The 25,247-nt window shown below is 70.4% G+C and carries 24 protein-coding genes and 1 tRNA gene; 11 read left to right on the top strand and 14 right to left on the bottom strand.

Annotated features, from left to right (window positions below; translation table 11 throughout):
• Window positions 1–7: 7 nt before the first annotated feature.
• The 4 genes from glgX to MKD51_RS14050 all read right to left on the bottom strand — a co-directional run bounded on the left by glgX (window position 8) and on the right by MKD51_RS14050 (window position 4,848).
• The gene (gene glgX / locus MKD51_RS14065; RefSeq protein WP_240241335.1) at window positions 8–2,209 is read right to left on the bottom strand and encodes a glycogen debranching protein GlgX; all 2,202 of its coding nucleotides are present in this window, start codon (window positions 2,207–2,209) and stop codon (window positions 8–10) included.
• A gap of 82 nt (window positions 2,210–2,291) precedes the next feature.
• Window positions 2,292–2,765, bottom strand: a complete 474-nt coding sequence (locus tag MKD51_RS14060; protein WP_240241117.1) for a YbaK/EbsC family protein — start codon at window positions 2,763–2,765, stop codon at window positions 2,292–2,294.
• Window positions 2,766–2,782: 17 nt separating this feature from the next.
• Entirely contained in the window at window positions 2,783–3,823 is a 1,041-nt protein-coding gene (locus tag MKD51_RS14055) for an ABC transporter permease (RefSeq protein ID WP_240241116.1), read from the bottom strand.
• A complete protein-coding gene (locus MKD51_RS14050) occupies window positions 3,820–4,848 on the bottom strand; it encodes an ABC transporter ATP-binding protein (RefSeq protein ID WP_240241115.1) in 1,029 nt (342 codons plus the stop codon). Before MKD51_RS14050 ends, MKD51_RS14055 begins: the two co-directional genes overlap by 4 nt.
• A gap of 129 nt (window positions 4,849–4,977) precedes the next feature.
• Between MKD51_RS14050 and MKD51_RS14045 the strand changes: the two genes are divergently transcribed.
• The 4 genes from MKD51_RS14045 (at window position 4,978) to MKD51_RS14030 (ending at window position 8,183) form a co-directional block, all read left to right on the top strand.
• Window positions 4,978–5,889, top strand: coding sequence for an EamA family transporter (locus MKD51_RS14045; protein ID WP_240241114.1), 912 nt, complete (start codon window positions 4,978–4,980; stop codon window positions 5,887–5,889).
• Between the two features lie 169 nt (window positions 5,890–6,058).
• A complete protein-coding gene (locus MKD51_RS14040) occupies window positions 6,059–6,991 on the top strand; it encodes a GNAT family N-acetyltransferase (protein WP_240241113.1) in 933 nt (310 codons plus the stop codon).
• Window positions 6,992–7,057: 66 nt separating this feature from the next.
• Window positions 7,058–7,564: a hypothetical protein gene (locus MKD51_RS14035; RefSeq protein ID WP_240241112.1), complete on the top strand. Its 507-nt coding sequence runs from the start codon at window positions 7,058–7,060 to the stop codon at window positions 7,562–7,564.
• Between the two features lie 40 nt (window positions 7,565–7,604).
• Entirely contained in the window at window positions 7,605–8,183 is a 579-nt protein-coding gene (locus tag MKD51_RS14030; protein WP_240241111.1) for a dihydrofolate reductase family protein, read from the top strand.
• Between the two features lie 13 nt (window positions 8,184–8,196).
• Here the strand turns inward: MKD51_RS14030 and MKD51_RS14025 are convergent, their stop codons facing one another.
• The 8 genes from MKD51_RS14025 to MKD51_RS13990 all read right to left on the bottom strand — a co-directional run bounded on the left by MKD51_RS14025 (window position 8,197) and on the right by MKD51_RS13990 (window position 15,133).
• Window positions 8,197–8,784, bottom strand: a complete 588-nt coding sequence (locus MKD51_RS14025; RefSeq protein WP_240241110.1) for an antibiotic biosynthesis monooxygenase — start codon at window positions 8,782–8,784, stop codon at window positions 8,197–8,199.
• Window positions 8,785–8,836: 52 nt separating this feature from the next.
• A tRNA-Gly gene (locus MKD51_RS14020) sits at window positions 8,837–8,910 on the bottom strand.
• Between the two features lie 27 nt (window positions 8,911–8,937).
• Window positions 8,938–9,522: a DUF4870 domain-containing protein gene (locus tag MKD51_RS14015; protein WP_240241109.1), complete on the bottom strand. Its 585-nt coding sequence runs from the start codon at window positions 9,520–9,522 to the stop codon at window positions 8,938–8,940.
• 86 nt (window positions 9,523–9,608) lie between these two features.
• Window positions 9,609–9,926, bottom strand: coding sequence for a GNAT family N-acetyltransferase (locus MKD51_RS14010; protein ID WP_240241108.1), 318 nt, complete (start codon window positions 9,924–9,926; stop codon window positions 9,609–9,611).
• A gap of 38 nt (window positions 9,927–9,964) precedes the next feature.
• Window positions 9,965–10,822, bottom strand: coding sequence for a TerC family protein (locus MKD51_RS14005; protein WP_240241107.1), 858 nt, complete (start codon window positions 10,820–10,822; stop codon window positions 9,965–9,967).
• A 56-nt stretch (window positions 10,823–10,878) separates the two neighbouring features.
• Window positions 10,879–11,928 carry a biotin/lipoate A/B protein ligase family protein gene (locus MKD51_RS14000; protein ID WP_240241106.1) on the bottom strand — a complete coding sequence of 350 codons (1,050 nt, stop codon included), beginning with the start codon at window positions 11,926–11,928 and terminating at the stop codon, window positions 10,879–10,881.
• 28 nt (window positions 11,929–11,956) lie between these two features.
• The gene (locus MKD51_RS13995) at window positions 11,957–12,844 is read right to left on the bottom strand and encodes an alpha/beta hydrolase (protein ID WP_240241105.1); all 888 of its coding nucleotides are present in this window, start codon (window positions 12,842–12,844) and stop codon (window positions 11,957–11,959) included.
• Window positions 12,845–12,853: 9 nt separating this feature from the next.
• A complete protein-coding gene (locus MKD51_RS13990; protein WP_240241104.1) occupies window positions 12,854–15,133 on the bottom strand; it encodes an ATP-binding cassette domain-containing protein in 2,280 nt (759 codons plus the stop codon).
• A 56-nt stretch (window positions 15,134–15,189) separates the two neighbouring features.
• Here MKD51_RS13990 and MKD51_RS13985 point away from each other — a divergent pair, with 56 nt between their 5' ends.
• Window positions 15,190–15,684, top strand: coding sequence for an SRPBCC family protein (locus MKD51_RS13985; RefSeq protein ID WP_240241103.1), 495 nt, complete (start codon window positions 15,190–15,192; stop codon window positions 15,682–15,684).
• Between the two features lie 57 nt (window positions 15,685–15,741).
• On the opposite strand, the gene MKD51_RS16390 is transcribed toward MKD51_RS13985, so the two are convergent.
• Window positions 15,742–16,257 (bottom strand): VanZ family protein, encoded by a 516-nt coding sequence (locus MKD51_RS16390; protein ID WP_240241102.1) that lies wholly within the window; start codon window positions 16,255–16,257, stop codon window positions 15,742–15,744.
• 112 nt (window positions 16,258–16,369) lie between these two features.
• Here MKD51_RS16390 and MKD51_RS13975 point away from each other — a divergent pair, with 112 nt between their 5' ends.
• On the top strand, window positions 16,370–17,701 hold the full coding sequence (locus MKD51_RS13975; protein ID WP_240241101.1) for a solute carrier family 23 protein: 1,332 nt from the start codon (window positions 16,370–16,372) through the stop codon (window positions 17,699–17,701).
• A 114-nt stretch (window positions 17,702–17,815) separates the two neighbouring features.
• Here MKD51_RS13975 and MKD51_RS13970 read toward each other — a convergent pair whose 3' ends face one another.
• The gene (locus MKD51_RS13970) at window positions 17,816–19,366 is read right to left on the bottom strand and encodes an MFS transporter (protein ID WP_240241100.1); all 1,551 of its coding nucleotides are present in this window, start codon (window positions 19,364–19,366) and stop codon (window positions 17,816–17,818) included.
• 367 nt (window positions 19,367–19,733) lie between these two features.
• Here MKD51_RS13970 and poxB point away from each other — a divergent pair, with 367 nt between their 5' ends.
• The 5 genes from poxB to MKD51_RS13945 all read left to right on the top strand — a co-directional run bounded on the left by poxB (window position 19,734) and on the right by MKD51_RS13945 (window position 25,195).
• Entirely contained in the window at window positions 19,734–21,455 is a 1,722-nt protein-coding gene (gene poxB, locus MKD51_RS13965) for a ubiquinone-dependent pyruvate dehydrogenase (RefSeq protein ID WP_240241099.1), read from the top strand.
• Window positions 21,456–21,503: 48 nt separating this feature from the next.
• Window positions 21,504–22,781 (top strand): MFS transporter, encoded by a 1,278-nt coding sequence (locus MKD51_RS13960; RefSeq protein WP_240241334.1) that lies wholly within the window; start codon window positions 21,504–21,506, stop codon window positions 22,779–22,781.
• Between the two features lie 154 nt (window positions 22,782–22,935).
• Window positions 22,936–24,114 (top strand): LLM class flavin-dependent oxidoreductase, encoded by a 1,179-nt coding sequence (locus MKD51_RS13955; RefSeq protein ID WP_240241333.1) that lies wholly within the window; start codon window positions 22,936–22,938, stop codon window positions 24,112–24,114.
• Window positions 24,111–24,725, top strand: coding sequence for a CE1759 family FMN reductase (locus MKD51_RS13950; RefSeq protein ID WP_240241098.1), 615 nt, complete (start codon window positions 24,111–24,113; stop codon window positions 24,723–24,725). The genes MKD51_RS13955 and MKD51_RS13950 overlap by 4 nt, the downstream gene beginning before the upstream one ends.
• A complete protein-coding gene (locus tag MKD51_RS13945) occupies window positions 24,722–25,195 on the top strand; it encodes a MarR family transcriptional regulator (protein WP_240241097.1) in 474 nt (157 codons plus the stop codon). Before MKD51_RS13950 ends, MKD51_RS13945 begins: the two co-directional genes overlap by 4 nt.
• The last annotated feature ends 52 nt before the right edge of the window (window positions 25,196–25,247 follow it).

The following is a 25,247-nucleotide window of genomic DNA, read 5'->3' as shown; positions in this document are numbered from 1 at the left end:
GGGCTCCTCAGGATTCGGCGGCGGATGGTTCGTCGGGCTCGGGCGCGGACGACGCGCGGTTCGCGGCGATCGAGGCTGCGACCGAGAAGTCGGGGTCGATCGGTGTGGTGTGCTCGCGCAGCAGCACGAAGCTGCGGGGCCGGAGCGCCTGGACGCCGCCGGCGAGACGAGGGTCGTCGTGGGCGGACTCGGCGCCCGTGTCGATCAGCACGTCCCAGGCCTCGGCGAACTCTGCGCCGGGCAGCGTCAGCTCGTGCTCCTCGGCCGAGGCATTGACGTAGAGCAGGAAGTGGTCGTCCACGATGCGCTCGCCTCGGGCGCCGCGGCCGGCGATGCCGTGACCGTTGAGGTACATGCCGAGCGACTGATCGGAATCGCCGTCCCAGTCGTCAGGGCCCATGGGGGTCGCGTCGAGCCGCAGCCAGACGATGTCGTTGAGACGCTCACCGTCGCCCGTTCGCACCGTGTTGCCGGTGAAGAATCGCTTGCGCCGGAAGGTCGGGTGATCGTGCCGCAGCCGCGCGATCGCCGCAGTGAACTCGATGAGCGGCTGGTCGATGCGCTCCCAGTCGATCCAGCTGAGCTCGGAGTCCTGCGCGTAGGTGTTGTTGTTGCCCTGCTGGGTGCGGCCCAGCTCGTCGCCGTGCAGCAGCATCGGCACGCCCTGGCTCAGCAGCAGCGTCGCCAGGAAGTTGCGCTGCTGCCGAGCGCGAACGTTGAGGATCTCGGCGTCATCGGTCGGGCCCTCGGCGCCGTGGTTGTAGGAGCGGTTGTGGCTCTCGCCGTCGTTGCCGTCCTCGCCGTTGGCGTCGTTGTGCTTCTCGTTGTAGCTCACCAGGTCGCGGAGCGTGAAGCCGTCGTGCGCCGTGATGAAGTTGATGGATGCGACGGGACGGCGGCCCGAGTGCTCGTAGAGGTCGGCGGAGCCGGCCAGGCGGCTGGCGAACTCCCCCAGTGCCGTCGGCTCGCCGCGCCAGAAGTCGCGCACCTGGTCGCGATACTCGCCGTTCCATTCCGTCCACTGCGGCGGGAAGTTGCCCACCTGGTAGCCGCCGGGGCCGATGTCCCACGGCTCTGCGATGAGCTTGACCTGGCTGATCACCGGATCCTGCTGCACGAGCTCGAAGAAGGTGGAGAGCTTGTCGACGTCGTAGAACTCGCGTGCGAGCGTCGCGGCCAGGTCGAAGCGGAAGCCGTCGACGTGCATCTCCGTCACCCAGTAGCGCAGGCTGTCCATGATCATCTGCAGGGCGTGCGGATTGCCGACGTTGAGGCTGTTGCCCGTGCCGGTGTAGTCCATGTAGTGCTGCTGATCGCCGTCGACGAGGCGGTAGTAGGCCTGGTTGTCGATGCCGCGCCAGCTGAGCGTCGGCCCGAAGTGGTTGCCCTCGGCCGTGTGGTTGTAGACCACGTCGAGCAGCACCTCGATGCCCGCGTCGTGCATCGCCTTCACCATCGCCTTGAACTCCTGCACCTGCTGGCCGAGCTCGCCGGTGCCTGCGTATTCGGCGTGCGGCGCGAAGAAGCTGAGCGTGTTGTAGCCCCAGTAGTTGCGCAGCCCCTTCTCGAGCAGCGTCGCGTCGTGCACGAACTGGTGCACCGGCATGAGCTCGATCGCGGTGATGCCGATCTTCTGCAGATGGGCGATGATCGACGGGTGCGCGAGACCCGCGTAGGTGCCCCGGAGCTGCTCGGGCACATCGGGATGTGTCTGCGTCATGCCCTTGACGTGTGCCTCGTAGATGAGCGACTCGTTGTACGGCGTGCGGGGGTGGCGGTCGCCCGTCCAGTCGAAGAACGGGTTGATGACGACGCCCTTGACCATGTGGGGTGCCGAGTCGTCGTCGTTGCGGCTGAGCGGATCGCCGAACTCATAGCTGTGCAGCGGCTGGCCCCACTCGATGGTGCCGCTGGTGGCCTTCGCGTAGGGGTCGAGCAGCAGCTTCGCCGGGTTGTGGCGCAGGCCCTGCTCCGGGTCGTACTCCCCGTGCACGCGGTAGCCGTAGCGCTGGCCGGGCTGCACCGTCGGCAGGTAGGCGTGCCAGACGAAGGCGTCGACCTCCGTGAGCTCGACGCGCGTCTCGGCGCCGGCATCGTCGAAGAGGCAGAGCTCGACCTTCTCCGCGGACTCGGTGTAGATCGCGAAGTTGGTGCCGGTGCCGTCGAAGGTGGCGCCCAGCGGGTACGCCTCTCCTGGCCAGACCGGCAGTTCGGGTGTCGTGTCAGTCACCCTCGTGAGTGTAGGACGCGGATGTTTCAGGGCGCTGTGCAGTACTCCACCGCTCAGCCGCTCAGAGCTCCACCGCGCGCTCCTCGCCGCCGGTGATCTGCAGCAGCTCTGCATAGCTGAGCATGAAGACCGTGTCGGGGGTGCCGGCCGCCGCAGACAGCAGCGGGTAGTCCCGCAGCGCCGTGTCGACGAGCGTGCGGATGGGCGCCGGGTGCCCGAGCGGCGCGACGCCGCCGATCACCTGCCCAGTGGCTGCGCGCACCTGCTCCGGCGTCGCGCGCTCGATCGCTCCCTCGCCGAGCTGCTCGGCGAGCGCGACCGTGTCGACGCGGTGGCGACCCGACGTCATCACCAGCAGCGGCGCATCCGCCATCCAGAAGATCAGCGAGTTCGCGATCGCACCGACCTCGATGCCGAGCGCCGCCGCGGCCGCCTTGGCGGTGTGCACGCCCTCGGGGAAGTGGATGATCTCGCGATCGATGCCCATCGCGAGCAGCTGCTGCTGGATGCCGGTTGCTTTGGTGGGAAGCGCCATGCGCCTATCTTCGCGGGTCACGCGATGCGGCTGCCCGGCGCGAGCGTGCGCGCCGGTGCGCGAACGGCCGCGATCGCGCCCCACACCGCGAGTGCAGCGAGCGCCAGGTGGATGGCGATGCCGACGAACCAGCTCGGCGCGGTGCGCTCGTAGATGTCCTCGTAGGGGTCGACATAGCTGCCGTCGGGCCCGTAGTCGGCGCAGGACTCCTCGTGCGGCGGCTCCTGCACGCTGCGCACCGCGAGCGCGATCTGGCTGAAGACGTCGGTGGGGTACCCGTCAGCTGCAAGCGCGGGTGGGATGGCGTCGGCAAGGATCACGTAGGGGTTGGCCGCGAGCATCCACCACACCCGGTCGGGCCGTGGGACGACCGTCTCGTAGGTGCGGTCGGTCTCGCGGCAGGTGGTCTCGAAGGTCTCCTCGTCGTAGTCCCAGACGATCTCGTCGCGAGTCTCCTCGGTCTGGAAGGCGACCGTGCCGACGCCGAATCCGATGAGCGTGCCGACCGAGAAGAACGCCACCACGAGGTAGGTGACGACCGTCGACAGCACAGGCTTGCGGATGAGCCCGGAGAGGCCGACGCCGATGGCAGAGATGACGCCGATCTCGAGCACCACCAGCGGGATCGAGATCAGCACCGCCTCCATGCGGAGGCCACCGAGCATCGCGGAGGCCACCATGAAGGGCAGGCAGACGGCGAGGAAGCCGAGCGAGGCGATCCAGGCGCCGAGCACCTTGCCGAGCACGAGCTGCGTGCCGCTCACCTGCGTGACCTGCGTGGAGGCGAGCGTGCCGCCGTCGCGATCGCCGTTGATGGCGTTGCCGGAGAGCGCGGGCGTGACGAGCGAGGTGACGAGCATCACCAAGAAGATCGTCATCGCGAAGATCGCGTTGCCGAGGTCGCGCTGGTAGCCCTGCAGCGATGCGTAGAGCACCACGATCACGCCGCCGACGACGAGCGCGACGATGCCGAGCAGCACGTACCAGGCGACCGAGCGCACCCGCTGCTTGAGCTCGAGGCCGACGACAACGCCGAGCATGCGCAGCCAGCCGCTCATCGGGCGCCTCCCGCGAGGCCGAGGTAGGTGCGCTCGATGTCGCCGACGCTGGGCGCGAAGTGGGTGACGGCGACGCCCGCCCGCACGAGCTGCGCGAGCACATCCGCCGCATCCTCGTCGCGATCGAGCGCGACGTAGGCGATCTCTCCTTCGATGCGCACGCGGTCGAAGGAGACGCCGATGTGCGCGAGCTGGTAGCTGAGTGCCGGGGCGCCGGACGAGCCCGGGTCGAGGGCACGGATGCGCCACTCGCGGGCCGCCTGCCGGGCAAGCACGAGCCGCTCCCCGCCGACGACCTCGCCGCGGTCGACGAAGACGGCATCCTGCGCCATCTCGTCGAGCTCCGACAGGTCGTGGCTCGAGATGAGCACGGTGCCGCCCTCTGCCGCGAAGCCGCGCAGCAGCTCGCGCAGCTCGACGCGCGAGGTCGGGTCGAGCCCGGCTGCGGGCTCGTCGAGCAGCAGCACGCGCGGGCGGTGCACGAGCGCGCGTGCCAGCCCGAGCCGCTGCTGCTGGCCGCGGGAGAGCACGCGGCTGGGCCGCTTGGCGAGCTCCTCGAGCCTGGCCTGCACGATCAGCTCGTCGGCGCGGGTGCGCGCTGCGGCCTTCGACAGGCCGTGCAGCCGCCCGACCGTGGTGAGGATCGTCAGCGGCGTCAGCGTGCGCCACGTGCCCAGCACATCCGGCATCCAGCCCATCGCGCGACGCACCGATCGCGGATCCTTCACGGGGTCTGCGCCCTCGATCCGGATGGCGCCGGCATCGGGCGCGAGCAGCGAGGCGAGCATGAGCAGCAGCGTCGTCTTGCCTGCTCCATTGGGGCCGATGAGGCCGGTGACGCGGCCGGGCTTGGCGTGGAAGGTCATCTGTCGCACCGCCTGCACGCTGCCGAAGCTGCGGGCGACGGCGTCGACGACGATGCCGCCGGCGTCCGGGCCCGGCAGCGCTGCCGGCTGCCTGAGCGGGTCGACGAAGACGGGGAGCGGCTCGGGTGCGCCGGGACTCGGCTCGCTCGGTGGCTGCATGTCTCGATCCTGGCGGGAGCGTCTGAGGATTGCCCCGAGCCGCGCTCAGGATCATCCGCGCGGATGACGGCGGTGCGACGTCCGCTCGGCCGCCTCGCTCCGCAGGTCTGGCCGTCCTAGGCTGAAGCAATGCCCCGCATCCGCCGCCTCTCCCCCGGCGGCATGCTCGCCGGCGTGCTGCTCGTGCTCGGCGCGATCGCCTCGGTGCAGTTCGGCGCCTCGATCGCCAAGACCGTCTTCGACCGCATCGACCCGGCGGGGCTGACCCTGCTGCGCCTGGCGTTCGCTGCCGTCGTGATGCTGCTGATCGCTCGCCCGCGCATCCGCACCTGGAACCGCGCGGCGTGGCGCTCGATCCTGTTCCTGGGCATCTCGCTCGCGGGCATGAACCTGCTGTTCTACCTGGCGCTGCCGCGCATCCCGATCGCGGTCGCGGTCACGCTCGAGCTCATCGGCCCGCTGCTGCTCGCGCTCGTGCAGTCGAAGCGAGTGGTCGACTTCGCCTGGGTGGGGCTGGCCGCAGTCGGCGTCGGGGTGCTCGGCGTGCAATCGCTCGGTGGCTCGCTCGACCCGATCGGCGTGGTGCTCGCGCTGGCGGCGGGCGGATGCTGGGCGGCCTACATCCTCGCCTCGGCATCCGTCGGCAAGAACGTGCCGGGCGTGGGAGGGCTAGCCGGAGCCCTCGTGATCGCGACGGTCGCGGTGCTGCCGTTCGGCCTCATGGGAGCGATCGGAGCGGTCGCCGCCGACCCGAGCGTGCTGCTGCCCGCCTTCGCGATCGCGATGCTCTCGAGCGCGATCGCCTACGGCCTCGAGATGCTGGCGCTGCGCCGCGTGGCGACCCGCGTGTTCGGCATCATGATGGCGGTCGAGCCCGCTGCCGCGGCGATCTTCGGCTTCCTGGTCGTCGGCGAGCTGCTGACCGGCTGGGATCTGCTCGCGCTCACACTGGTCGTGGCGGCCTCGGCCGGCGTCGCGCTCACCGCCGCTCGGGCGCGCCCCATGCCGCCAGAGACCGGGCAGATGCCGCTCATCCCGTGACTGCGCGGCTCGCGCTAGGCTCATCCCCAACCGGCGCCGCTGAGACGCCCGAAGGTCGAGAGGAGGTCGCGATGTTCACGCACATTGCCGCCCTCGACCGCGACGTCTCCGTCGACGAGGTCGGCTGACCGTTCGCACCGCGTCCTCGCGGTGCTGACTGGAGGACGACATGGAGCTTCGCTCCCCTGCCTCGACCGACGAGGCGAAGCGCTGGCTGCTGGCCAGCACCAGCACGATCGACACCCCCGCCAACCGCGCCAGGCTGGCGCCCGAAGCCATCGACCGCACCTTCGAGCGCGGGCATCGCAGGCCCGATCTCGTCTGGGCGGCGACCGAGGGCGAGCATCTGCTCGGCCTGGTCGCAGCTCGCGACTTCGGCGACGCCCGTCTCATCGACGTGCTCGCCCTGCCCGACGACCCTGACGCATCCGCCCGCCTCGTGCGGCAGGCGACCGAGTGGGCGCTGCCGAGCGACGAGGCAGAGGTCTCGTTCGGCGCGACGGCCGACGCGCCGCTCGCCGACCCGCGGGTGCGCGCCGTGCTGACGCAGTTCGAGGCCGCCGGCTGGCGGCTGCTCGTGACGCGGCAGCACTACGAGCTGGCGGCCGTGCTGCTGCACGCTCGCGCGACCCCTGGGCTGCGCCTCGAGCGCGCAGTCGAGGGCGACGAGGATCGGCTGAGCTCGCTGCTCGAGCGGGTGCTGCCGGGCTCGCTCGACGTGCGCGATCAGGCGGCGGTCGCCGAGCACGGGCTCGAGGTCGCCGCGCAGCGATGGGCGCGCGAACTGCTGCACGCCGACCCGATCGACTGCATCCGGTTCGCCGTCGACGACGGGCCCGACGGCCGGCGCGACGCGGGGCTGGTCTCGTGGCTGACCGTGCCGAGCGGCACCGGATTCGTGCTGCAGGTCGGGGTCGCAGCAGATGCGCGGGGTCGCGGCCTCGGGCGCGAGCTCGTCGCCGCCGCGACCGCAGGGCTGCTCGACGACGGCGCGCACACGCTCATCGCCGACACCGACAACGCGAACGTGCCGATGCAGCGGGCGTTCGCGGCGGAGGGCTGGCACGCGACGGAGTCGCGGATCGACCTGCACCTGCCCTAGCCGGAGCATCGCGCGGCGCCCGTGATCCATGGGCGCCGCGCGGTTGCCGGCTGGGATGATGGATGCGTGGAGCGGCACGACGAGGACGCACGGCGCTGGGCGCCGCCGGGCCATCCGGCCGCGCCCGCTGACCGCGGCGAGTCGGAGCCCCAGCAGGAGGAGCCCTCGGCGGCCGCACCCTGGACCCGCGGACGGACGCCGACCAGGAAGCCGCAGGACGCATCCGCCACCCCCGCCTCAGAGATCAGGCCGCCCGACGTGCCGTGGGATGCGCCACCGGAGCCGGACAGCGCGGAGCAACGCGAGAAGTCGATGCTGCCGATCGCGATCGGCATCGCGCTGCTCGCGGTGCTCGCGTGCGTGCCGCACTGGGTCGCGCCGACCATCGCACTCATGGTGGCGATCGTGGGGCTGCCGATCGCGTGGGGCTTCCGCCGCATCTCGCAGGGGCGCCGCAAGGTGCAGTACATCGTCGTGGTGCTGACGCTCGTGCTGATCGCGGCGCTCGCGGTGATCGCGCCGCTGACATGGCTCGAGCTGGGTGTGCTGCAGCCGCTGACGGTGCCCGACTGACCGGTTGACGCTCGGCCCGGGGCACGCCACGCTCAGGGTCGTGGCAGAGATCATCGCGACCGAGTCCATCTCGCTGGACGGCGTCATGCAGGCGCCCGGCTCCCCCGACGAAGACACCCGCGGGGGATTCGAGCACGGCGGATGGGCTGCGCCCTTCGCGTCGGACGACCAGATGGCGATCATGGGCGAGGGGATGTCGCAGGCCGGCGGCATGCTGTTCGGCCGCCGCACCTACGACCAGCTGGTGGGCTTCTGGCTCTCGAACCCCGCGCCCAACCCGTTCACCGACCACATCCGAGAGACGCAGAAGTGGGTGGCGTCGCGCACCTCGGCTCCCCTCGAGCACCCGAACTCGACGCTGCTGACCGGCGAGGCGGTCGAGACTGTCGCGCGGCTGCGCGACGAGGCAGAGGGAGCGCTCACGATCCTCGGCAGCGGCGAGCTCGTGCGCGCGCTGCACGAGGCGGGGCTCGTCGATGGCTTCGTGCTGCTCGTGCACCCGGTGACGATCGGCAGCGGCCAGCGGCTCTTCGGCGAAGGCGGCAGGCACGACCTCGCCCTGCGGCGGGCCGACACCACGAGCACCGGCGTCGTGATCGCGCAGTACCGCGCGAGCTGAGCAGCTGCGTCGTTCAGCGACGACGCGGGTGCAGCCAGGGCGTCGCGAGCCGGGTGATGAACGGCAGGATCAGCCCGACCATGATCGGCGTCAGGATGACGGTCGAGACGAGCAGTCGCAGCGGCAGCGCGAGCTCGTCGAAGCCGGGGATGCGCCCGAGCAGCCAGCTGACGAGCACGTTCATGGGGAAGAACGCGAGCCAGACGATGATCATCTGCTTCCAGACCGGCGGCGCTGCGGCGACCTGCCGGATCTCGACGCGCGCGTCATCCTCGACCACGACGCCGGCGGGGGCATCGAACCAGCCCTCGATGCCGGTGCGGCGCTCGACGCGCGACTCGCGCGCGAAGCTCGCGCCCGCCGCGATCCACTGCTGCCGATCCGGGCTCGCCTCCCACGCATCCAGCGTCGCCCGATCCTGGAAGCGATAGATCATGTGCCAGCGGTCGGTCTGCGGCGACTCCCGCACCCAGCCTGCGCCGAGGAATCCGTCGAAGTGCGTGGCGAGATCGACCCCGTGCCGCACCCACGCCTGCGCGTAGCGATCCATGCTCGAGTCGACTTCGCGCTCGATGGCGACGGTGATCGGGGCCTGCTCCATGCCTCAACGGTGGCAGATGCCTGTTTCGCGCGCATGTCGCCAGGGCCGAGCTTGGAGCGGATGACGGGAATCGAACCCGCGCTATCAGCTTGGGAAGCTGAAGTTCTGCCATTGAACTACATCCGCGTGGCCGCCTGAGCGGCTTTGACCATCCTACGCCACGGCGCTGGGCGCCCCGGCGGGTCGGGCTGCACGCAGGAACGGGATCGCCAGCCAGGGGCGCGCGACCTCGCCGCGGGCCGCAGCCATCCAGCCGCGGATGAGGTTGATGATCGTGAGGATGCCGCCGCCGAAGAACGCGAGTGCGAGCAGGGTCCCGGTGATCGCGAGCACGATGCCCTGGGGCGACGAGCCCGAGACGGAGCCGCCGTTCGTGAGCGCGAAGAGCATGCCGAAGTGCAGTGCGGCCGTGACCAGCACCGAGAGCAGCCAGGAGAGCGACCAGTTCAGCGCCGCCCGCGAGTTCGCCTCGTCGACACCGCCGTTGCGCACCGCGCCGCCGCGCAGGCCCATGAGCACGAGCGGCACGATGATCAGCGACACCAGCGGGATCGGCATCCAATAGAGCAGCTGCCACGCCCAGTGGCGCACGCCGGTCGCGGGCGGCGCCGGGAACGCGCCTGGGGCGAAGCCCTGCTGCGGGTGGGCAGCTTCCTGGGAGCTCTGCTGCGGCTGGTAGCCCTGCGGGGCGTAGCCCTGCGGCGGCTGCTGCGGCTGCTGCGCGCGCTGGTCACTCATGGGCCCGACGATATCGAGGCCGCCGCTCCGCGGCCTGAGCGCCGCTCTGCGACTGCGGGCTCGGCGAGGGCGCGCCGAGCGGTCGGTCAGCCCTCGTAGGCGTGCGCGACGAGCGGCTGGTGCTCCGGATGCCGCTCGAGCCAACCCTGCACGAATGTGCACTGCGGCACGATCTTGCGCTCCGCATCCGCCGCGTCCTGCAGCGCGAAGACGGCCAGCGCGCTGCCGACGCCGTGCCCGCCGTACTCGTCGCCGACGACCGTGTGCTGCAGCACCCGGTTGCCGTCAGCGTCGTCGACGTAGGAGAGCACGCCGGCGAGGTGATCGCCGATGTGCGCCTCGTAGCGGCCGCGGTCGGAGTCGTCACCGACGACGACGTGGGTCTGGCCTGCCTGCTCGCTCATGTCCCCATCCAACCCGGTCGGGCGGATGGGGACAAGGCTCACGCTCGGTCGCTCGGGGGTGCGCTCTGCGGAGCCGCGTCGTCCATCGCGGCCGAGCCCTGGCCGGAGACGGCAGCGCCGACCGCAGGCTCCTCGCTCATCGTGTCGTGCAGCTTGACGGGCTCGACCTGGTCACCCTTGCGCTTGCGCTTGCGCGCCGCAGCCCAGAGGTTGAGCGCCTCGACCAGCACCGCGAAGGCCATCGGGCCGTAGATCAGGGCCTTGTCGATGTGGATGCCGAAGCCGTCGGCGATCAGGAAGACGCCGATCAGCAGCAGGAACGACAGCGCAAGCATCTTCACCGTCGGGTGGCGGTTGACGAACTCGAAGATGTACTTCGCCGAGAACAGCAGGATGCCGAACGAGAGCACGACCGCCGTGATGATCACGATCATGTTGCTCGTCATGCCGACCGCGGTGATGACCGAGTCGAGCGAGAAGACGAGATCCATCAGCAGGATCTGCGTCAGCACGGCGCCGAAGGTCGCCTTGACCGCCGAGGAGCCGTGCTCCTCCTCACCCTCGAGCTTCAGGTGGATCTCGTGCACGGCCTTGTAGAGCAGGAAGCCACCGCCTGCGATGAGGATCAGCTCTCGGCCCGAGAAGCCCATCCCGAACAGGGTGAAGAGATCGTCGTTGAGCGTGATGATCCAGCCTGCGAGCAGCACCAGCAGCAGGCGCATGACCATCGCGAGCGTGAGGCCGAGGTTGCGGGCCTTCGCCTGCTGCTCCTTGGGGAGCTTCGCGGCGAGGATCGAGATGAAGATGACGTTGTCGACGCCGAGGACGATCTCGAGCACGAACAGCGTGAGGAAGACGGCGATGAGATCGGGCGTGAATACGAGCGAGAAGTCCATTTGCCGTTGATCTTAGGGCGCGAACGTGTCGCGCCGCCGTGAGTTCGCCTGGCCGATCACGGCACGCGGTGCAGCCACTCCTGGGTGCCGAACTTGGTGCGGATGCGCTCCTCGGCCTCGGTGAGCTCGGCGGGCGTGAGTGCGCCATCGGTGCCGCCGAACAGCTTTCGGAAGGTGCCCTTGAGCGCCTCCTGCACCTCGGCCTTCTGCATGCCGGTCTGCGACTTCAGAGGGTCGACGCGCTTCTTTGCGCTCGTGGTGCCCTTGTCGCTCAGCTTCTCCTTGCCGATGCGCAGCACCTCGGTCATCCTGTCGGCGTCGATGTCGTACGACATGGTCGCGTGATGCAGCACGGCGCCGGAGGCGAGCCGCTTCTGCGCGGCGCCGCCGATCTTGCCCTTGGCGGAGGTGATGTCGTTGAGCGGCGCGTAGAACGCATCGATGCCGAGACCCTTGAGCGCCTCGATGACCCAGGCATCCAGGAACGCGTAGGAATCCTGGAAGCTCATGCCCGAGACCAGGTCGCCGGGCACGTAGAGCGAGTAGGTGATGGCGTTGTCGGGCTCCGAGAACATGGCGCCGCCGCCGGTGATGCGGCGCAGGATCGGGATCCCGTGGCGCTCGGCGGCAGCGGGCTCGACCTCGTTCTTGTAGGACTGGAACGAGCCGAGGTAGACCGCTGGTCCCGCGAGGTTCCAGAAGCGCAGCGTGGGGCCGCGGCGACCGGCGCCGACCTCCTCGGTGAGCACCTCGTCGAGCGCGACATGCACGATCGGCAGCCGCGGCTCGTCGTCGATGATCGTCCACTCGTAGTCGGCGAACGAGCTCGCGTGCTGCAGCGCGCGGCGGATCGCGACGCCCACCGACTCGGGGGTGAAGCCGAGCAGCACCGCGTCCTGTGGCAGGTCGGCCTTGATCGCCTCCCCGATCTCGACGGCGGTCGCGGTGACGCTGAGGCCGTTCACCGCCGCGTCGATCGCGCCGAGCGCCTCATCGGGTTCGAGGAAGAAGTCGCCTGCCAGGCGGAACGCATCGATGCGGCCGTCCCGCTCTTCGAGGTCGACCACCACGAGCTTGCCGCCGGGAACCTTGTACTCGCCGTGCATGCCCCCAGCCTATGACTGCGAGTCGCGCTCAGGCCCGCTTGCCCTTCGGGGGCGCCAGGCGCGCATCGAGCCAGTCGACGAGGTCGTCGAGCACCTTGCCCTTGTTGATCTCGTTGAGGATCTCGTGTCGTGCGCCCGGGTAGACGGTGACGGTGACGTCGCTCAGCCCCGCGCGGTCGCGGTAGGCGAGCCCAAGCCGCTGCAGCGACTTCGTGCCGCCCAGTGAGTCGTCGGAGCCACCGGCGATGAGCAGCGGGATGTCGGGCTGGATGCGTCGTGCAGGCACGCCGTAGAGGCGCGCCCCCTCGAGCGGGCCGAACAGCTGCAGCGGCTTGGCGGCGAAGGTCAGCGGGTCCTCGACGAACCCGTCGATGACCGCCTGGTCGCGCGAGAGCCACTCGTAGCCGGTCTCGCCCAGATGGGTGTGGCGGGCGTTGAGGTCGCCGCCGTTCATCCAGCCGGGCATGCGGTAGGCGCTGCCGGTGAGCACCGCCGCGTCGACGAGCTCTGCCTTGCTGTTGAGCAGGATCTGGGTCGAGAGCGAGCCCCACGAGTGGCCGAGGATCGCGACCGGCAGCCCGGGGTGCTCACCGCGGATGCGTCGCAGCGTCGTGGAGAGGTCGCCGACGACCGCGCGCATGCCGCCGGCGCCCAGCCGCCCCAGCTTCGTGAGGTCGCCGCTGTGCTGCTCGATGCCGGTGGCGCCGTGCCCGCGCTGATCGATCGCCCAGACGGCGTAGCCGGCTGCGACGAGGCGCTGCGCGACGTGCTCGTACCGCAGCGCGTGCTCACCGAGTCCGTGGGCGATCAGCACCACGCCCTTCGGCTTGCCCGGCTTCCACGTGTAGACGTGGATGTTCACGCCCTGCAGGTCGACGAAGGTCGACTCTGCGCGGATGGCGGTGAACTTGGGCATGCGCTCATTTTAGGTCGATGCGGCCGAAGAACCCGCATCCGTGAGCCGATGCGCCAGGTGACGCCCCGTGAGCGATGCGCCAGGCTCGGCGGCCAGCGCAGCAGGAGTGCCTTCGAAGACGACCCTGCCGCCCTGCGCTCCCGCGCCGGGGCCGAGGTCGATGATCCAGTCAGCGCGCGAGACGACGTCGAGGTTGTGCTCGATGACGATCACCGTGCGGCCCGCGTCGACGATGCGCTCGAGCAGCCCGATGAGGTTGTCGACATCGGCCATGTGAAGGCCCGTGGTCGGCTCGTCGAGCACGATCACCTGGGCGGCCGTGCCCATCTCGATCGCCAGCTTCAGCCGCTGGCGCTCGCCGCCCGACAGCGTCGTGAGCGTCTGACCGAGGCGGATGTAGCCGAGACCGACGTCGACGAGCCTGCCGAGCATCGGCGCGACCTGCTTCTCGGTGAAGAACGCGGCGGCCTCCTCGACCGACATGTCGAGCACGTCGCCGATCGACTTGCCGCGCAGCCGGTACTCCAGCACCTCTGCCGTGAACCTGCGGCCGCCGCACAGCTCGCACGGCGTCGTCACGCCCGCCATGAACGCGAGGTCGGAGTAGATGACGCCGAGGCCCTTGCACTCCGGGCATGCGCCCTCGGAGTTGGCGCTGAAGAGCGCGGGCTTCACCTTGTTGGTGGTGGCGAAGGCCTTGCGAATGGGCTCGAGGATGCCCGTGTAGGTGGCCGGGTTGGAGCGGCGCGAGCCCTTGATCGCGGTCTGATCGACGAACGTGGCGCCGTCGCGCGGCAGCGATCCGTGGATGAGCGACGACTTGCCCGACCCGGCGACGCCCGTGACGGCCACGAGCACGCCCGTCGGCACATCCACGTCGACGCCCGTCAGGTTGTGCGAGCGCGCGTCGCGGATCGCGATGCTGCCCGTGGCCTCGCGCACCGACATCTTGATCGTCTGCCGGTGCTCGAGGTGGTCGCCCGTGCGAGTGCCGGATGCCTTGAGGTCGTCGAAGGTTCCCTGGAAGACGATCGTGCCGCCGTGCGTGCCGGCGCCGGGGCCCATGTCGACGACGTGGTCGGCGATCGCCATCACCTCTGGCTTGTGCTCGACGACGAGCACGGTGTTGCCCTTGTCGCGCAGCCGCTGCAGCAGGCCGTTCATGCGCTCGACGTCGTGCGCGTGGAGGCCGGCGGTGGGCTCGTCGAAGACGTAGGTGACGTCGGTGAGCGCAGAGCCCATGTGGCGCACCATCTTGGTGCGCTGCGCCTCGCCGCCCGAGAGGCTGCCCGCCGGGCGGTCGAGCGAGAGATAGCCGAGGCCGATGGCGTCGAAGGTCTCGAGCAGGTCGACGAGCTTGGCGCGCAGCGGAGCGGTCGCAGCGCCGCCCGCGTCGGCCGGGATGGCGCCGATGAACGGGGCGAGATCGGTGAGCTGCATCGCGGTCGCCTCGGCGATGGTGATGCCCTGCACCGTGACCTCGCGGGCTGCTGCGTTGAGGCGCGAGCCGCCGCACTCTGCGCAGTCGCCGAAGGTGGCCGCGGCCTCGACGCGCGCACGCATCGTGGGCTTCATCGAGTCGGGGTCCTTGACGAAGACGCTCTTCTTGAGCTTGGGGATGAGGCCCTCGTAGGTCATGTTGAAGCCCGCGAAGCTGACCTTGCGCTCATCGGCGTAGAGGAAGAGCTGCAGCTCTTCCTCGGTGTAGTCGGCGACCTTCTTGTCGGCGTCGAGCTGGCCCGACTCGGCGTAGAGCTTCCAGTACCAGGTGCCCACCTGGTAGTTGGGGAAGTCGATCGCGCCCTCGTTGAGGCTCTTCTGGCGGTCGACGATCGCGTCGACGTCGATGGCCGAGACGCGCCCGAGGCCCTCGCACACGAGGCACATGCCGCGTGGGTCGTTGAAGGAGAACATCACCGAGGACTCGAGATGGGGCGTGCCCACGCGCGACCACAGGATCCGCAGCATCGTGTACGCATCCGTCGCCGTGCCGACCGTCGACCGCGAGTTCGCGCCCATCTGGTCCTGCCCGACGAGGATGGCGGCCGTCAGCCCCTCGAGGCTGTCGGCCTCTGGCTGGGGCGCCGGCGGCATGAAGCCCTGCACGAAGGCCTCATAGGTCTCGTCGATGAGGCGGCGCGACTCGGCAGCGATGGTGCCGAACACGAGGCTCGACTTGCCGGAGCCCGAGACGCCCGTGAAGACGCTCAGCTGCCGCTTGGGGATGTCGACGTCGACGGACTGGAGGTTGTTCTCGCGCGCACCGCGGACGCTGATCTGCTCGGTCACCTGGCACACGCTAGTGGCTGGCGGTGACACGCGACGGCGACTGCCATGCTGTGCGCATGCCGCAGGTCGTCGCGCGGGCCTGGGTGCCCATCGAGCCGGCGCTGGCGTTCGCCGTCTCGCAGACGACCGGGGCGGTGCGGATGCGGTGGGATCCGTTCATCCGCAGCCAGCGGCTGGTCGGCGCGGAGCGGCCCGGGAAGGGCGTCCGCACCCGGACTCGCACCCGGCTGGGGCCCGCGATGGAGAGCGAGTACGTCTCCTACCGCCCGCCGACCTCCGTGGGGATGACGATGCTGCGCGGGCCATGGTTCCTCGCGAGCTTCGGTGGCGGCTGGCGGTTCGCGCCGGAGCAGCGAGACGGCGTCGACGGCACGCTCACGACCTGGAAGTACACCTACGCCGTGCGACCGACCTGGTTGCGGCCGGTGGCCGAGCCGATCGGGCAGTGGCTGCTGGGGCGCGAGATCCGCCACCGCATCGCCGGCTTCGCCACCGGCTGCGCCGACCCGGTCGTGCTGGAGGCGGCGCGGGCCGACCTGGCTCGGGACTGACGAGCCCCCAGGGCACAGGCCGAGCGTGGAGCGCGGGCCGCGCCTACCGGGGCGAGGTCAGCGGATGCGCGGCGCGCCCGCGCGGGCGCGGTGGCCCGAGCGGGCCAGCAGCAGCGCCACGAGGGCGAGCAGGCCGCCGATGCCGGCGCCGATCGTGTTGGCGAGCCAGTCGCCGGTCGAGCACGAGCGACCGATCGCCGGGACAAGCGCCTGCACCGTCTCGATCGCAGCCGAGAGTGCGGCGCCCGCGACGGCCCCCGCGAGCGCGCCGAGCAACGGGCGACCGACCGCGACACCGACGAGCAGCGCGAACGGCACGAGCAGCACGACGTTGGCGAGCGGCTCCGGGGCCAGCAGGCGCACATCCCACTCCGCGACGCATCCCGCTACGAGCTCGCGCGGGCTCGGCAGCAGCGTGAGTAACAGCACGCCGAGGCCGACCACGCCGGCGAGCGCCCATGCCGATCGTGTGCGGCCCGCGAGCCACCACCCGACGAGCAGGCCGACCGCAGCGACGACCACGAGCAGCACACCGGCCAGCCACGGGGAGGCGGCGAGGATCGTCGAGAGCACCCGACGACCGTAGCGCCGGGGCTACGATCGCGAGGACGGCCCCCGCCGTCGACGCCTGCTCGCCGGCCCATGCACGCAGCACCGTGCATCCGGCACCTCACCGAAGGGCATCATGTTCACCTGGCGCCACCGCGATCACACCAACCTGTCCGCGAACGACATCGTCTACCCGGAGGAGCGCCTCGCCTGGGGCCGCACGATCGGCCTCGGCATGCAGCACGTGGTCGCGATGTTCGGCGCCACGTTCCTGGTGCCGATCATCACGGGCTTCCCGCCGTCGACGACGCTGCTGTTCTCCGGCATCGGCACGATCCTCTTCCTGCTGATCACCAAGAACCAGCTGCCGAGCTACCTCGGCTCCTCCTTCGCGTTCCTCGCACCCATCGGAGCGGCGACCACGATCGGCGGGCCCGGCTTCGCGCTCTCCGGCATCATCCTGGTCGGCGTCCTGCTGGCGATCGTCGGCGTCATCGTGCACTTCTCGGGCACGCGCTGGATCGGGGCGGTCATGCCGCCGGTCGTCTCCGGCACGATCGTGGCCCTGATCGGGTTCAACCTGGCGCCGGCGGCGCGCGACAACTTCATCGTCGACCCGCTGCTGGCGACCATCACGCTGCTCGCCGTGATCCTCACCTCCGTGCTGTTCCGCGGCATGGTCGGGCGGCTCTCGATCCTCGTCGGCGTCGTGGTCGGCTACGTCGTCGCGCTCGCCACCCAGCGCGTCGACCCGGAGGCGCTCGCGGCGATCGAGGCTGCGCCGTGGTTCGGCCTGCCCGAGTTCACCTCGCCCACCTTCGACCCTGCCCTGCTTCCTGCCATCCTCATGTTCGTGCCCGTGGTGCTGGCGCTCGTCGCCGAGAACCTCGGCCACGTCAAGGGCGTCGGCCAGCTCTTGAGCCGCGACCTCGATCCGCTCGCCGGGCGCGCGCTGTTCGCCGACGGCCTCGCCACCACGATCTCGGGCATCTTCGGCGGCTCCCCCACCACCACCTACGGCGAGAACATCGGCGTCATGAGCGCCACCCGCGTCTTCTCGACGGCCGCCTACTGGGTGGCGGCGATCACCGCCATCCTGCTGGGCCTGTCGCCGAAGGTCGGCGCGGTCATCTTCGCGACGCCTCCCGGCGTGCTGGGCGGCGTCACGACCGCGCTCTACGGCCTCATCGGCATCATCGGCGTGCGCATCTGGGTCGAGAACCAGGTCGACTTCTCGAAGCCGCGCAATCAGTTCGCCGCCGGCGTCGGCCTGATCGTCGCGATCGCCGACTTCACGCTCTCGGCCGGGCAGCTCTCGTTCGGCGGCATCGTGCTCGGCACGGTCGCGACGCTCGTGATCTACCACCTGATGGATGGGCTGGAGCGGCTGCGCGGCCGTGGCACCGAGGCGGGTGCCGACGCCGCGCGGCCCGACCATGCCCCACCGGCCACCGACCCCGCCGACTAGCCTCACGCGGCGGAGACGCCGAGTGGGGCTGCTGTGCCCGACCGGGGCCGGCGTGCCAGCCCCACTCGCGCGCAGCTGCCCCACTCGCGGACCCGGGCCGGCCCAGGCAGGCGGTCAGCGGCCGGCCGGCTCCAGCGGGCCGTCGTGCAGCTCGATGAGCGGCATCGACGAGATGTCGAGGTGGGGGTTGTCGTCCTGCCCGGCCACCAGCTCCTCGGCCTCCGCCCGGGTCTCGACCGTCGGCACCGAGCCCACGAGCGGGCGCTTGGCCGACTCGCGCATCGACAGCAGCGCGACGCCCGCCAGCACGGCGAAGAACATGATGTAGAACGCGGGCATGTAGGTGTTGCCCGTCAGCTGGATGAGCGCCTGGCTGAACAGCGGCGTCGTGCCGCCGAAGAGCGACACCGAGATGTTGAACGCGATGCCCATCGCTCCGAAGCGGGTGGCTGTCGGGAACAGCGCAGGCAGCGCCGACGTCGACGGCGCGACCCACAGCGCCACGGGCAGCGCGACGAGGCACAGCGCGACGACGACCGTCCAGATCTCGCCGATCTGCATCAGCCAGAACGCCGGCACCATGAGCGCGAGCGTCGCGATCACCGCCGCGACGTAGATCGGCTTGCGGCCGACACGGTCAGAGAGCCGCCCGAGCAGCGGCAGCAGTGCCGACATGCCGATGAGCACCGGCACGGTCACGATCGCCGCGAAGAGGTTGCTCGTGCCGACCGTCTGCTCGAGATAGGTGGGCATGTAGCTGGTGAGCGCGTAGCCCGCCGTGTTGGTGGCGGCGACGATCGCGGCCGCGATGAGCATGACGCGCCAGTGGTGGCGGATCGTGCCGAGGATGCCGTGGCGTGCGAGCGGATCCTCGGCGTCCGGCTCGTCGTTCGCCTGGGCGAGCTGCGCCTGCTCGTAGGCGGGCGTCTCGGGGATGCGCAGGCGGAACCAGATGGCCACCACGCCGAGCGGGATGGCGACGAGGAACGGGATGCGCCAGCCGTACTCCACCATGGCGTCCGCGCCCGAGATCGACGTGGTGATCCAGGTCACGATCGCGACCGTCGATGCGCCGGCGGCGAAGCCGACGTAGGAGCCGACGTCGAGCCATGACGCCCAGAAGCCGCGCGAGCGGTCGGGCGCGAACTCGGTGACGTAGGTCGATGCCCCGGCATACTCGCCGCCGGTCGAGAAGCCCTGCACCATCTTCAGCAGGTACAGCGGCACGATCGCCCACGCGCCGATCTGCGCGGCTGTCGGCAGCAGGCCGATGAGCGCCGTGGCTCCGGCCATCAGCGCCATCGTGAAGAACAGCACGCGCTGCCGGCCGATCCGGTCGCCGAGCGGGCCGAGCACGAGGCCGCCGAAGGGGCGCACCAGGAACGACACCGCGAAGCCGAGCAGCACGACCAGCAGGCCCATGCCCTCATCCATGCCGGCGGTGAAGACCGCGGTCATGGTCACGGCGAGGTAGCCGTAGATGCCGAAGTCGAACCACTCCATGAAGTTGCCGACGACCGTGCCGGTGATGGCCTTCTTGATCTTGGCGGTCTTCACGACCAGCACGTCGCTGACCTCGAGCCTTCGCATCTCGCCCGTGTCGGTGAGGGATGCGTCGGGTGCCGAGGGGTGGCCCGGCGGCATGGGCGTGCGGTCTTCAGGCATGGCGTGCTCGTCTCGTCTCGTCGCTGGTTCCGTATCGCGCGCTCGACACCGGTTGCGGCCGGGAGCGCGGCGATCGGCAACGATAGCGATGCGCCTGAGGAGCCGCTCGGAGGTTGGGTTGCTACAACGTGCACGTGCATGCGGGCGGGCACGTGCGGGCACGCACGCGGACGCGCCCGCGCGCGTGGGCGCGCGCGGCTGATGAGGTATCCGGCGCAGAGGCGGAGCGCTGCCGGTCTCGTGACGCGTCGCGCTGCGCGCGGCGCTCCTCGACCCGCGGAGGCAATGACGCGTCGCGCTGCGCGCGGCGCTCCTCGACCTACAGAGCCCTGTCGCCCGACCGCATCCGCGTGCCATCGTTGGCCACATGGGAACCGTCGCAGACACCATCGTCCAGACGCTCGTGGCCAACGGCGTGCAGCGCGTCTACGGGCTGCCGGGCGACTCGCTCAACGCCTTCACCGAGGCGATCCGCACCGAGGATCGGATGGAGTGGGTGGGCGTGCGGCACGAGGAGACCGCCGCGTTCGCCGCCGGCGCCGAGGCCGAGATGACGGGCGAGCTGGCGGTGTGCGCCGGCAGCTGCGGGCCGGGCAACCTGCACCTCATCAACGGGCTCTTCGACGCCAACCGCAGCCGCGTGCCGGTGCTCGCGATCGCCGCGCACATCCCCACTGTCGAGATCGGCACGAACTACTTCCAGGAGACGCATCCGCAGGAGCTGTTCCGCGAGTGCTCGGTCTATGTCGAGTACGTGGCCGACGCGGCGCAGATGCCGCGGCTGCTCGAGATCGCCATGCGCGCCGCCATCGAGCAGCGCGGCGTCGCCGTGCTCGTGATCCCGGGCGACGTCGCTTCGGCGACCATCGAGGACGACCGGCACACGATCATCCGCCGCACGCAGTCGGCGACCGTGCCGCTGCCGGTGCAGCTGCTCGAGGCGGCCGACGTGCTCAACCGCGCGAAGAAGGTGACGATCCTCGGCGGTGCGGGCACCGCAGGAGCCCACGCCGAGGTGCTGGCTGCGGCCGAGCGGCTCGGCGCCCCCGTCGTGCATGCGATGCGCGGCAAGGAGCACCTCGAGTACGACAACCCGTACGACGTCGGCATGACGGGACTGCTCGGCTTCGCGAGCGGCTACCGGGCGATGAGCGATGCCGACGCGGTGCTGCTGCTGGGCACCGACTTCCCGTACCCGCAGTTCTACCCGGACGACGCGCGGTTCGTGCAGATCGACATCCGCGGCTCCCAGATCGGGCGGCGGCACCCCATCGATGTCGCGCTGCAGGGCGGCGTGCGAGAGACGCTCGTGGCGCTCATGCCGCACCTGGAGCAGAAGCAGGATCGGCATCTGAAGGACGCGCAGAAGCACTACGGGAAGACGCGCGAGAAGCTCGACGATCTGGCGGCCCCGGCGCGCAAGGGCCAGGCCGTGCACCCGCAGTACCTCGCCCGGCGCATCGATGCGCTGGCCGCGGACGACGCCGTCTTCATCCCGGACGTCGGCTCGCCCGTGGTCTACGCATCCCGCTACCTCACCATGAACGGCAAGCGTCGGATGCTGGGCTCGTTCAGCCACGGATCGATGGCGAACGCGGTGCCGCAGGCGATCGGCGTGCTCGGGCAGGACCGCGCGCGCCAGACGGTGACGCTCTCGGGCGATGGCGGGCTGGCGATGCTGCTGGGCGATCTGCTCACGCTGACGCAGAACCGGCTGCCGGCGAAGATCGTGGTGTTCAACAACTCGTCGCTGAACTTCGTCGACCTCGAGATGAAGGCGGCGGGCTTCGTGCCGTTCGCGACCGATCTCGAGAACCCGAGCTTCGCCGCGGTGGCGGAGGCGATGGGCATCAAGGGAATCAGGGTGGAGGACTCGGCGGGGGTCGACGCCGCCCTGACCGAGGCGTTCGCGCACGACGGGCCGACGCTCGTCGATGTGGTCTGCGACCCGCAGGAGCTCACGATCCCGCCGGCGATCGCGTTCGAGCAGGCGAAGGGCTTCGCGCTCTATGCCATCCGCACGGTACTGTCAGGCCGCGGCGACGAGCTGCTCGACCTGGCTCGCACCAACTGGCGCCAGCTCTTCTGAGCCGACGCGATCTTCGATGGTGGACGAGCTGAGGGGGTGGCCGTGAGCATGCTTCCGACGCCGCGGCGCGTGCAGGGCACCTACTACGTGCTCGTGCTGGGCAACACCCTCGCCGCCTCGTTCATCTGGGGCATCAACACGCTGTTCCTGCTCGACGCCGGGCTGACGAACCTCGAGGCCTTCTCGGCGAACGCGTTCTACACGGTGGGCGTGCTGCTGTTCGAGATCCCCACGGGCGTCGTCGCCGACACGATGGGGCGGCGCTGGTCGTATCTGCTGGGCTCGGCGACGCTCGCCGTCACCACCGGGCTCTACTGGCTGATGTGGCTGTGGGAGGCGCCCTTCTGGGGGTGGGCGCTGGCCTCGATGCTGCTCGGCCTGGGCTTCACCTTCTTCACCGGCGCCATCGATGCGTGGCTCGTGGATGCGCTGCAGGCGACCGGCTACAAGGGCTCGCTCGAGCGCGTGTTCGGCCGCTCGGTGATCGTCAGCGGCGCCGCGATGCTGGTCGGCTCGGTGCTGGGCGGCGTGGTGGCGCAGCTGACCGACCTGGGGGTGCCGTTCCTGCTGCGGGCGGGTGTGCTCGTGGCGATGGTGGTCATCGCCGGGCTGCTGATGCGCGACCTGGGCTTCACGCCCGACCGCAGCGAAGGCCCGATCAAGGCGACCCGCACGGTGCTGCGCGCCTCGATCACGCACGGCCTCGGCAACCCGCCGGTGCGCTGGCTCATGCTGTCGAGCCCCTTCACCGCGGGCGTCGGCTTCTACGCCTTCTACGCGCTGCAGCCCTACCTGCTCGAGCTCTGGGGCGATCCGGAGGCCTACTCGATCGCGGGGCTCGCGGCGGCGCTGCTGTCGGGCTCGGCGATGCTGGGCGGGCTGCTCGCACCGGTGGTGCGGCGCTGGTTCCACAAGCGCACCTCGACGATCCTGCTTGCTGCGGTGTCAGGGGTCGCGGTGCTGCTCGGCCTGGGCCTGATCCGCAACTTCTGGGTCGCGATCGTGCTCGTCGCCGTCTGGGGCGTCATGACCTCGATCGACGACCCGGTGCGCCGCGCCTACCTCAACGACATGATCCCCTCGAAGCAGCGGGCGACGGTGCTCTCGTTCGACTCGCTCATGGGCTCGGGCGGCAGCGCCATCGCGCAGCCGCTGCTCGGCCGCTCCGCCGACCTCGGCGGCTACGGCTTCTCGCTGCTGCTGAGCGGCGTCCTCTCGGCGGCGGCGGTGCCCTTCCTGCTGCTCAGCAGGGCGCAGCGCTCCCCCGCCGATACGGCGACGGCCACGCTCGAGGGTCCGGCTGTCGACCCGGCGACCAACGTCTGAGCGGATCGCGACGTGCACGACGCGCACTTGCAGTGCGCCGAACGAGCACCTGACGGGTTGAGAGCGCCGGGAATAGAGTCTCCACACGACCCGTTGCAATTATTGTTCAACTTTGAAAGACTTGTCCGCGACGGAAGGACCACCCATGAGCAGCATGCAGTTCGGCATCTTCTCGGTGAGCGACATCACCCAGGACCCGACGACCGGCCGCACACCCAGCGAGCACGAGCGCATCAAGGGATGGATCGCGATGGCCAAGAAGGCCGAAGAGGTCGGCCTCGACGTCTTCGCCACCGGCGAGCACCACAACCCGCCGTTCTTCTCGTCCTCCCCCACGACGACGCTCGCCTACATCGCAGCGCAGACCGAGCGGCTCATCCTCTCGACCGCGACCACGCTCATCACCACCAATGACCCGGTGAAGATCGCCGAAGACTTCGCGATGCTGCAGCACCTCAGCGACGGCCGCGCCGACCTCACGCTCGGCCGCGGCAACACCGGCCCCGTCTACCCGTGGTTCGGCAAGGACATCCGTGACGGCATCGAGCTCGCGATCGAGAACTACGCGCTGCTGCGCAAGCTGTGGAGCGAGCCGGTCGTCAACTGGTCGGGCAAGCACCGCACGCCGCTCACCGGCTTCACCTCGACCCCCGCCCCGCTTGACGGCGTCGCGCCCTTCGTCTGGCACGGATCCATCCGCTCGCCCCAGATCGCCGAGCAGGCCGCCTATTACGGCGACGGCTTCTTCCACAACAACATCTTCTGGAACAAGGAGCACACCGAGCGCATGGTGAAGCTCTACCGCTCGCGCTTCGCGCACTACGGCCACGGCGAGCCCGAGCAGGCGTTCGTCGGCCTCGGCGGCCAGATCTTCATGAAGTCGACAGAGCGCGAGGCCAAGGAGCGCTTCCGCCCGTTCTTCGACGTCGCGCCCGTCTACGGTCACGGGCCGAGCCTCGAGGACTTCACCGAGGCGACGCCGCTCACCGTCGGCACGCCCGAGCAGGTCATCGAGCGCACCCTCGGCTTCCGAGACTACGTCGGCGACTACCAGCGCCAGCTCTTCCTGGTCGACCACGCCGGCCTGCCGCTCGAGGAGGTGCTCGAGCAGATCGAGATCCTCGGCACCGAGGTCGTGCCGGTGCTGCGCCGCGAGTTCGACCTGCTGCGCGCCGATGGGGTTCCGGATGCGCCCACGCACGCCGCGCGCGTCGCGGCCGCCCGTGAGGCGGGCACGCAGATGGGCGAGCAGGGCAACGCATGGCGGGAGCAGGGCGCTCGCAGCGACCTGGACACCGGCGCCGCGATCGCACGACAGGCAGGTGACGCATGACCAACGCACGCATCGCGGTCGTCTCGGCCGGGCTCGGCGAGCCCTCGAGCACCAAGCTGCTCGCCGACCGGCTGCGCGACGCGACCCTCGCCGCGCTCGCCGCGCACGGCCAGCACGCGGAGGCCGTCGACGTGACGCTCCGCCCGCTGGCGCAGGACATCGCGAGCCACATGCTCACGCACAACCCCAGCGACGCGCTCGCGGCGGCCATCAAGGAGGTCGTCGACGCGGAGGCGATCATCGCCGTCACGCCGACCTTCACGATGTCGTACTCGGGGCTGTTCAAGTCGTTCTTCGACGTGATCGAGGAGGGGCAGCTCGCCTCGATCCCGACGGCGCTCGGCGCCACCGGCGGCACGGCTCGCCACTCGATGGTGATGGACACCGCGATGCGGCCGCTGTTCGCCTACCTCAAGGCGCAGGTCGTGCCCACGGGCGTCTTCGCCGCCGCCGAGGACTGGGGCGCCGTCGGCCTCGACCGTCGCATCGCCCGCGAGGGCAAGGAGCTGGCCGACCTCATGGTCGCCCTGCCCCGCCGTCGCGAAGCCGACCCCTTCGACGAGTCGAGCGAGGCGTTCGTCTCGTTCGAGCAGATGCTGGGCCACGCGTGAGCACCCGAGCGCTCGCGCTGCGGGCATGGCGCGAGTACATCGAAGGCTCGCAGCTGCTCACGAACGAGCTCGAGCGACGCATGAAGGCCACCTGCGGCATCGACCTCGGTGACTTCAACGTGCTGCTCGTGCTGTCAGAGGCCGATGGCACGCGGATGCGCATGGGCGATCTGGCGCGCATGCTCGCGTTCGCGCCCGGCCGGCTGACCTACCGCGTCACCGCGCTCGAGCGCGAGGGTCTCGTCGTGCGCGAACCCAGCGCGACGGACGGACGCGGCACCGATGCGGTGCTGACGGATGCGGGTCGCACCCGACTGCGCAAGACACGTCCCGTGCACGCGCGGCATGTCGACGAGCTGTTCCTGGAGGGCCTCGGCGAGCGCGAGCTCACGGTGCTCCTGGAGGTGTTCGGGCCGATGCGAGCCAGGTTGCTGGACGACTGCGCGACGGCGGAGGACGTGGCCGAGTAGCGCGCAGGTCGCTCCGGCCGCGCGCCGGAGGGCCGCTGCAGCACGAGACCGA

Source organism: Agrococcus sp. ARC_14, from assembly GCF_022436485.1.
Classification (GTDB): Bacteria; Actinomycetota; Actinomycetes; order Actinomycetales; family Microbacteriaceae; genus Agrococcus.
Note: the sequence above shows the minus strand (reverse complement) of the source record. Positions and strands in the feature narration are given on the sequence as shown.

Bases quoted from the DNA above. Each gene is read 5' to 3' on its own strand.
- MKD51_RS14025 (WP_240241110.1), bottom strand. From the start codon at position 8,784: ATGGAGCAGGCCCCGATCACCGTCGCCATCGAGCGCGAAGTCGACTCG.
- MKD51_RS14040 (WP_240241113.1), top strand. From the start codon at position 6,059: ATGGAGCTTCGCTCCCCTGCCTCGACCGACGAGGCGAAGCGCTGGCTG.
- MKD51_RS13950 (WP_240241098.1), top strand. From the start codon at position 24,111: ATGACCAACGCACGCATCGCGGTCGTCTCGGCCGGGCTCGGCGAGCCC.
- MKD51_RS13970 (WP_240241100.1), bottom strand. From the start codon at position 19,366: ATGCCTGAAGACCGCACGCCCATGCCGCCGGGCCACCCCTCGGCACCC.
- MKD51_RS14055 (WP_240241116.1), bottom strand. From the start codon at position 3,823: ATGAGCGGCTGGCTGCGCATGCTCGGCGTTGTCGTCGGCCTCGAGCTC.
- poxB (WP_240241099.1), top strand. From the start codon at position 19,734: ATGGGAACCGTCGCAGACACCATCGTCCAGACGCTCGTGGCCAACGGC.
- MKD51_RS13960 (WP_240241334.1), top strand. From the start codon at position 21,504: ATGCTTCCGACGCCGCGGCGCGTGCAGGGCACCTACTACGTGCTCGTG.
- MKD51_RS14050 (WP_240241115.1), bottom strand. From the start codon at position 4,848: ATGCAGCCACCGAGCGAGCCGAGTCCCGGCGCACCCGAGCCGCTCCCC.
- MKD51_RS14000 (WP_240241106.1), bottom strand. From the start codon at position 11,928: ATGCACGGCGAGTACAAGGTTCCCGGCGGCAAGCTCGTGGTGGTCGAC.
- MKD51_RS13985 (WP_240241103.1), top strand. From the start codon at position 15,190: ATGCCGCAGGTCGTCGCGCGGGCCTGGGTGCCCATCGAGCCGGCGCTG.
- MKD51_RS13995 (WP_240241105.1), bottom strand. From the start codon at position 12,844: ATGCCCAAGTTCACCGCCATCCGCGCAGAGTCGACCTTCGTCGACCTG.
- MKD51_RS13955 (WP_240241333.1), top strand. From the start codon at position 22,936: ATGCAGTTCGGCATCTTCTCGGTGAGCGACATCACCCAGGACCCGACG.
- MKD51_RS13975 (WP_240241101.1), top strand. From the start codon at position 16,370: ATGTTCACCTGGCGCCACCGCGATCACACCAACCTGTCCGCGAACGAC.
- MKD51_RS14045 (WP_240241114.1), top strand. From the start codon at position 4,978: ATGCCCCGCATCCGCCGCCTCTCCCCCGGCGGCATGCTCGCCGGCGTG.
- MKD51_RS14015 (WP_240241109.1), bottom strand. From the start codon at position 9,522: ATGAGTGACCAGCGCGCGCAGCAGCCGCAGCAGCCGCCGCAGGGCTAC.
- MKD51_RS14005 (WP_240241107.1), bottom strand. From the start codon at position 10,822: ATGGACTTCTCGCTCGTATTCACGCCCGATCTCATCGCCGTCTTCCTC.
- MKD51_RS14060 (WP_240241117.1), bottom strand. From the start codon at position 2,765: ATGGCGCTTCCCACCAAAGCAACCGGCATCCAGCAGCAGCTGCTCGCG.
- MKD51_RS14010 (WP_240241108.1), bottom strand. From the start codon at position 9,926: ATGAGCGAGCAGGCAGGCCAGACCCACGTCGTCGTCGGTGACGACTCC.